The 7,233-nt window shown below is 66.8% G+C and carries 6 protein-coding genes and 1 tRNA gene; 5 read left to right on the forward strand and 2 right to left on the reverse strand.

The window, feature by feature from the left end:
* On the reverse strand, window positions 1-1,237 hold a 1,237-nt coding region (argS, locus tag AC1DBQ_RS20200), incomplete at its 3' end, for an arginine--tRNA ligase (RefSeq protein ID WP_476930206.1).
* A gap of 240 nt (window positions 1,238-1,477) precedes the next feature.
* Between argS and AC1DBQ_RS20205 the strand changes: the two genes are divergently transcribed.
* From AC1DBQ_RS20205 to AC1DBQ_RS20215, 3 genes are all read left to right on the forward strand, one after another.
* Window positions 1,478-1,550, forward strand: a tRNA-Arg gene (locus tag AC1DBQ_RS20205).
* A 321-nt stretch (window positions 1,551-1,871) separates the two neighbouring features.
* Window positions 1,872-2,903 (forward strand): M4 family metallopeptidase, encoded by a 1,032-nt coding sequence (locus AC1DBQ_RS20210; protein ID WP_476930207.1) that lies wholly within the window; start codon window positions 1,872-1,874, stop codon window positions 2,901-2,903.
* A gap of 49 nt (window positions 2,904-2,952) precedes the next feature.
* Complete coding sequence (locus AC1DBQ_RS20215; RefSeq protein WP_476930208.1) at window positions 2,953-3,249, forward strand: protealysin inhibitor emfourin; 297 nt, start codon at window positions 2,953-2,955, stop codon at window positions 3,247-3,249.
* Between the two features lie 48 nt (window positions 3,250-3,297).
* Here the strand turns inward: AC1DBQ_RS20215 and AC1DBQ_RS20220 are convergent, their stop codons facing one another.
* On the reverse strand, window positions 3,298-4,263 hold the full coding sequence (locus AC1DBQ_RS20220; protein ID WP_476930209.1) for a GlxA family transcriptional regulator: 966 nt from the start codon (window positions 4,261-4,263) through the stop codon (window positions 3,298-3,300).
* Window positions 4,264-4,344: 81 nt separating this feature from the next.
* Here AC1DBQ_RS20220 and AC1DBQ_RS20225 point away from each other — a divergent pair, with 81 nt between their 5' ends.
* Entirely contained in the window at window positions 4,345-4,512 is a 168-nt protein-coding gene (locus AC1DBQ_RS20225) for a hypothetical protein (RefSeq protein ID WP_476930210.1), read from the forward strand.
* Window positions 4,513-4,606: 94 nt separating this feature from the next.
* Window positions 4,607-7,233, forward strand: a 2,627-nt coding sequence (gene hrpA / locus AC1DBQ_RS20230; RefSeq protein WP_476930211.1) for an ATP-dependent RNA helicase HrpA, incomplete at its 3' end; no start/stop codon positions are given.

Genomic DNA, 7,233 nt, shown 5'->3' on the forward strand with positions numbered 1-7,233 from the left:
GGTCCAGGGTCAGCGGCGAATCGGCCGTGAACCGGGCGAGCGAGTAGCGGACGGCGTCCTTGCCGAGCCAGTCGATGAGGTCCTTGAGCTCGATGATGTTGCCGGCACGCTTGGACAGCTTGGCGCCGTTGACGGAGACCAGCTGGCCGATCAGGACCTCGATGTTGACCTCGGGGTCGTCGCCGGCGGCGGCCGCGATGGCCTTGAGCCGGTTGATGTAGCCGTGGTGGTCGGCGCCGAGGAGGTAGATCTTCTCGGTGTAGCCGCGGTCCTTCTTGGACAGGTAGTAGGCGGCATCGGCGGCGAAGTACGTCGRCTCGCCGTTCGCGCGGATCATCACGCGGTCCTTGTCATCGCCGAAGTCGGTGGTGCGCAGCCACACCGCGCCGCCGTCGTCGAAAACGTGGCCCTGTTCGCGCAGGCGGGCGACGGCATCTTCGATCGCGCCGGCGTCGTGGAGTTCCTGTTCGGAGAAGAAAACATCAAAGTCGACGCCGAACCCGGCCAGTGTCTGCTTGATGTCGTGCATCTGCGCCTTGTACGCGGCGCCACGGATCACCGGCAGGGCTGCGACTTCGGTGAGTTCACGGATGCCGGGGTGCTCGCTGAGCACCTCATGGCCGAGGTCGGCGATGTACTGGCCAGGGTAGCCGCCCTCGGGCACGTCCCGGCCGTGCAGCCTCGCGAACACGGAGTTGGCGAACACGTTCATCTGGGAGCCGGCGTCGTTGATGTAGTACTCGGCCGTGACGTCGGCGCCGGAGGCGCGGAGGACGCGGGCGATMGCGTCGCCGAGGGCCGCCCAGCGGGTGTGGCCGATGTGCAGCGGGCCGGTGGGGTTGGCCGAGACGAACTCCATGTTGACCACGTGCCCGGCGAGAGCGGTGTTGGTGCCGTACTCCGCGCCGGCTTCGACGATCGCCTTGGCGAGGGCGCCGGCGGCCGCGGCGTCCACGGTGATGTTCAGGAAGCCCGGGCCKGCGATGTCCACCGCGGAAACGCCGTCGATCGTTTTCAGCCGGGCGCTCAGGACGGACGCGAACTCCCGCGGGTTGGTGCCTGCCGTCTTGGCCAGCCGGAGGGCGACGTTGGTGGCCCAGTCCCCGTGGTCCCTGTTCTTCGGGCGCTCGACGCGCACCTCGTCCGGGATGTCGGCTGCGGAAAGKGCAATCTCGCCTGCCGCGACGGCGTCCTTCAGGCAGGCGGATATGGCGAGGGAGAGTTCTTCAGGGGTCACAGTTCTAGCCTACCGGTGGGCCCGAGGTGTGGCGGAATCTGGCGCCCGGCATGACGGGCGGGGCGGGCAGCTGGTCCGCCTGTCCGTCCCGCGCGTGACCGTGTTCATTGCCCCCTCAGCCCGCGCTCGGCACGCGCTCTGCACGCGCCTCATGCGACCGACGGGCGCCGATTTTCCGTTGGAGGCCACCTTCCTGCTAAGCTCTAGGACGTCCCGCCGGAAACGGCAGGAACCCTGACTGCCCTCGTAGCTCAGGGGATAGAGCGTCTGCCTCCGGAGCAGAAGGTCGTAGGTTCGAATCCTATCGAGGGCACAGAAGATAGGCAGTACAGCAGTTAGGCAGTACAGACAAACCCCGTCGTTTCATTGAAACGGCGGGGTTTTTTTGTGCCGGGTCTTTTGCACGGAATCCGGCGGAAAGAACGCGCAAAACCAGCGGCTCTCCCCCTGCCGATTGTCGGTGCCCGCTCGTAGGCTGTGTTCATCGGTGGCGGGCTACCGGGCACGCCCCGAAGCATGAAGGGGGTCTCACATGTTCCGTTCTGTCTCTTACCGTTCCGCCTTTAACCGTTCCGTTTCTTACCGTTCCGTTTCTTACCGTTCYGGCGGGTACTGTTCCATCGTTCCGCCCTATTTGCTCCGCCGCCTGGCCGCCCAGCAGGAACCTGGCTTCTCGGGCGCGGCCGAGGCCGCCCAGAAGGCGCTGCTGCACGTCAAGACTTTCCAGGCGTCCCGCGCTGAGCTGACCCTGCTKGCGGTCCCCGCCGCGCGGGGGCTCAAGCCCGGGGCACCGGAACGCACCATCTATGACGCCCGGTCCCTGGAGCAGTTGCCCGGCAGCCTGGTCCGCAACGAAGGCAAGCCGCCCAGCGGGGATCCGGCCGCGGACGAAGCTTACGACGGACTGGGCCACACACACCGTCTCTACGCGGACGCTTTTGGCCGGGACTCCATTGACGGGAAGGGCCTTCCCCTCGAGGCCACAGTCCATTACGGCAAGCGCTACGACAACGCGTTCTGGGACGGCCGGCAGATGGTGTTCGGCGACGGCGACGGCGTTGTTTTCGAACGGTTCACGAAGTCGCTCAGCGTGATCGGCCATGAACTCGCCCATGGCGTTACGCAGTTTTCAGGCGGCCTGAACTACCGCAACCAGGCCGGCGCGCTCAACGAATCCCTGTCCGACGTCTTCGGCGCCCTCGTGGAACAGTACGCCAAGCAGCAGTCCACCGCCGAGGCGAGCTGGCTGATCGGCGAAGGACTCTTTACAGACCAGGTTCAGGGTGCCGCCCTGCGGTCCATGAAGGCGCCCGGTACCGCGTACGACGACGACGTCCTCGGCAAGGATCCCCAGCCGGACTCGATGGATTCCTATGTACGGACGAGCGCGGACAACGGCGGGGTGCACATCAACTCCGGCATCCCGAACCGTGCCTTCTGCCTCGTTGCCACGGCCCTCGGCGGCAACGCCTGGGACGCCCCCGCGCAGATCTGGTACGACACCCTGACCGGCGGCACACTGGCGCCGAATGCCACCTTCGGCGCCTTCGCCAAGGCCACTGCCGCCTCTGCCAAGGAACTTTTCGGGGCGGATTCCAAGGAGCATGACGCCGTGCGGTCCGCGTGGGAAACTGTGAAGGTGAAGCTGCAGCGCAGCGCCATCTAAACGCCGCAGCATCCCAACCCAGCCTCCAGGTCGTGAGGATCGCAGACTCATGAAGATAATCGTCCAGCGAAGCGGCGGCGTGGCCGGAATGAAAAGGACATGGACCGTCCGGCCCGAGCCGCCTGAGGACACCGACCGGTGGCAGCCGCTCATTGAGGCATGCCCGTGGGACGACGTCGCCGGGCCCGGCGCGGCCACCGGCCAGCCGGACCGGTTCATGTACAGCATCCGGGCCGATCAGCGCCGGGCGGTCCTGCCGGAGCGTGAACTGACGGGGCCCTGGCGGGACCTTGTCGAGAGTGCCCGGGCTGCGGCCGAGGAGGCCGGGCCGCCGGACCTCACGTAGCCGTCGTCATCCTGTGCTGCCTATGCCGTTACCCCTGGCGGATGCCGCTTATGYCGTTGCYAGGTGCCCCCGGAACGTGCGCCGGTAGGACTGCGGGCTGGTGTCCAGCGCCTTTGCGAAGTGGTGCCGCAGCAGGACCGAATGCCCGAAGCCGGCTTCCCGCGCGATTTCGTCAATGTTGAGTTCCGTGGTCTCCAGCAGCTCCTGGGCGCGCAGGACCCGCTGCGAGTTGAGCCACGCCGCCGGGGTCGCCCCCGTTTCCGAGCGGAACCGCCGCGCGAACGTCCGTGGCGACATGTGGACCYGGGCGGCCAGTTCGTTGACCGGGTGTTCCTCGTCCAGGTGCCGGACCATCCACTGCAGCAGCTGTTCCATTGGCTCCGAACCGCACTGCGGGATGGGCCGATCGATGTACTGGGCCTGGCCGCCGTCGCGGTGCGGCGGGACCACCATGTCCCGGGCGATGCCGGCGGCCACCTTGGCACCAAATTCAGTGCGGATCAGGTGCAGGCAGGCATCGATCCCCGCGGCCGTCCCGGCACTGGTAATGATCCTGTCGTCTTCGACGTAGAGGACGTTTTCATCCACCAGGACGGCAGGGTACCGGCTGGCGAGTTCCTGGGAGTAGTGCCAGTGCGTGGTGCAGCGGCGGCCGTCAAGCAGCCCCGCCCGGGCCAGGGCAAAGGCCCCGGAACAGATGGACATCACCCAGGCACCGCGGGCATGGGCGGCGCGCAGCGCGTCCAGGACGGACTCCGGGACATCCTCGTCCCGGCCGTAGGGCGCCATCACCACCAGGTCCGCGTCCGCAGCCGCTTCCAGCCCGAAGCTGACGTGCATGGACAGTCCGGACTTGAGCGGGACGTCGCCCGGCTCCGGGGTGCAGACCCGGAAATCGAAGGCGGGCACGCCGTTTCCGCGGTCCGAGCGGTCAATGCCGAAGACCTCGAAAGCGGTCGCGAACTCGAAGATGGAGAAGTTGGGGACCACGATCATTGCCACTGATTTGATCATGATTCCAGTGTGGCAGAAATTATAGCTTTTTGGGCATTTCTGCCACTTTTTTTCATCTGCGGGCGGGAGAACCATGGAGGTATGGAACTCCTCGGAATCGCCCTCATCATCCTCATCATCGCCATCATCACAGCCACCATCGGTGCCCTGCGCAAGGATGGCCTCGGCCACAACCCGCCCGTCCGCTMGGAAGAGTACTGGACGGCCCGGGATCTCCCCAGCGTCAACTACACCTTGCGGAACTTCTGAGTCCGCACACCCGCACCGGGCCCGGCTCCGCCAGCCGGGCCCCACTATGCGCAGGGCCCGCCGGACAGTCCGTCCCAGTAGACTGTCTCCAGCCATGACATTGCATATTTCCTACCCCGCCGAGCTGCCGGTTTCCGAGCGCCGCGAAGATCTGATGGCCGCCATCKCGGCCAACCAGGTGACCATCATCGCCGGCGAGACCGGTTCGGGTAAGACCACCCAGATCCCGAAGATGTGCCTGGAACTCGGCCTGGGTGAGAACGGACTGATCGGTCACACCCAGCCCCGCCGGCTCGCGGCCCGCACGGTCGCCGAGCGCATCGCGGAGGAACTCGGCGTCGAGATCGGCCAGGAGGTCGGCTTCCAGGTCCGGTTCACCGGCGAGGTCAGCCGCTCCACCAAGGTCAAGCTCATGACCGACGGCATCCTGCTGGCGGAAATCCAGCGCGACAAGCTGCTGCGCAAGTACAACGCCATCATCATTGACGAGGCCCACGAGCGCAGCCTCAACATCGACTTCATCCTCGGCTACCTCAAGCGGATCCTGCCGCAGCGCCCGGACCTGAAGATCATCATCACCTCGGCCACCATCGATCCGGAACGCTTCGCCAAGCACTTCGGCAGCGAGGAGGAGCCCTCTCCCATCATCGAGGTCTCGGGCCGGACGTACCCGGTAGAGATCCGCTACCGGCCGCTCTCCCAGCCCGCCGGCGGCGCCGGTGCCGGCGCCRAAGACGGAGCGGGCGAAGGCTCGACCTCGGACGACGAACTCGAAGAGGACCGCGACCCGCTCGACGCGGTGTGCGACGCCGTCGACGAGCTCGCCCTCGAAGCCCCCGGCGACATCCTTGTCTTCTTCTCCGGCGAGCGCGAAATCCGGGACGCGGCGGAGGCCCTCAACGCCCGCATCCAGTCAAACCGGCGGCTGGCCGGCACCGAAGTCCTTCCCCTCTTCGCCCGGCTGAGCCTGCAGGAGCAGCACAAGGTCTTCCACCCCGGCAGAAACCGCCGGATCGTGCTAGCCACCAACGTCGCCGAAACCTCGCTCACTGTCCCGGGCATCAAGTACGTCATCGACACCGGCACGGCCCGCATCTCCCGCTACTCGCACCGCACCAAGGTCCAGCGCCTGCCGATCGAGCGCGTCTCCCAGGCCTYGGCCAACCAGCGCTCGGGCCGTTGCGGCCGCGTTTCGGACGGCATCGCCATCCGGCTGTACTCCGAGGATGACTTCGAGTCCCGGCCGCTGTTCACKGACCCGGAAATCCTGCGCACCAACCTCGCGGCCGTCATCCTGCAGATGACCGCCATGGGTGTGGCCCGCGGACCGAAGGACGTGGAGAACTTCCCCTTCGTCGAACCGCCGGATTCACGCGCCATCAACGACGGCGTCAGCCTCCTGCGCGAACTCGGCGCCCTCAGCCCCGTACGGACCCAGGAACAAAGGAGCCAGGAACAAAGGAGCGAGGAGCAGAGGGGCGAGGAACAAACGGGCGACGGCGGCGGACGCCCGGGCCGCCGACAGGCGGCCGGCCGCGGCGGCGGCAGGAACGGTGGCGGGCTGACCGCCGTCGGGCAGCAACTGGCCCAGCTGCCGGTTGACCCCCGCCTGGGCCGAATGATCGTCGAGTCCGGCAAGCGCGGCTGCGTCCGCGAAGTCATGATCCTCGCCGCCGCCCTGACGATCCAGGACCCGCGGGAGCGTCCGACCGATAAGCAGCAGCTCGCCGCGGAGAAGCACGCCCGCTTCCGGGACGAGAACTCGGACTTCACCGGCTACCTGAACCTCTGGAACTACCTGCAGGAGAAGCAGCAGGAACTGTCCTCCACCGCGTTCCGCCGGCTCTGCCGGAACGAGTTCATCAACTACCTGAGGGTCCGCGAATGGCAGGACCTCTTCGCCCAGCTGCGCCAGCTCGCCCGGCCGCTGGGCATCAGCCTGGACAACAAGCGCCTGGCCGATCCCGTGGGCAACCATGACGGCATCCACATCAGCCTGCTTTCCGGGCTGCTGAGCCACATCGGCATCCTGGATGAGCGCAAGCGCGAGTATGCCGGCGCCCGCGGCAGCCGCTTCGCGATCTTCCCGGGTTCGGCGCTGTTCAAGAAGTCCCCCACCTTCGTGATGGCCGCGGAGCTCGTGGAGACGAGCCGGCTCTGGGCCCGCGTCGCGGCGAAGTTCGATCCGCTGTGGGCCGAGCAGGTGGCGCCGGACCTGGTCAAGCGCAGCTACAGCGAACCGMACTGGTCCAAGAAGATGGGCGCGGTGATGGCCCACGAAAAGGTCACTCTTTACGGCGTGCCCATCATTCCGAKCCGGCGGGTCAACTACGGCAAYGTGGATCCCGAGCTCTGCCGCGAGCTCTTCATCCGGCACGCGCTGGTTGAAGGCGACTGGCAGACCCACCACAAGTTCTTCCACCGCAACCGTGCCCTGCTCCACGAGGTCGAGGAGCTCGAGGCCCGGATGCGGCGCCGGGACATCCTGGTGGATKACGAGACCCTGTTCGAGTTCTACGACGCCCGGATCGGCAAGGAAGTGGTCTCCGAGCGGCACTTCGACAAGTGGTGGAAGGACGCGCGGCAGCGGGACCCCGAACTGCTGGACTTCGACCAGTCCCTGCTGATCAGCGAGGACGCCGCGGCCCTGGACGATTCGGCCTACCCCACGACCTTGCTGCACAAGGGTTTTGAGCTGCCGCTGAGCTACGAGTTCCACCC

This window comes from Arthrobacter sp. 10T413_2, assembly GCF_056394205.1.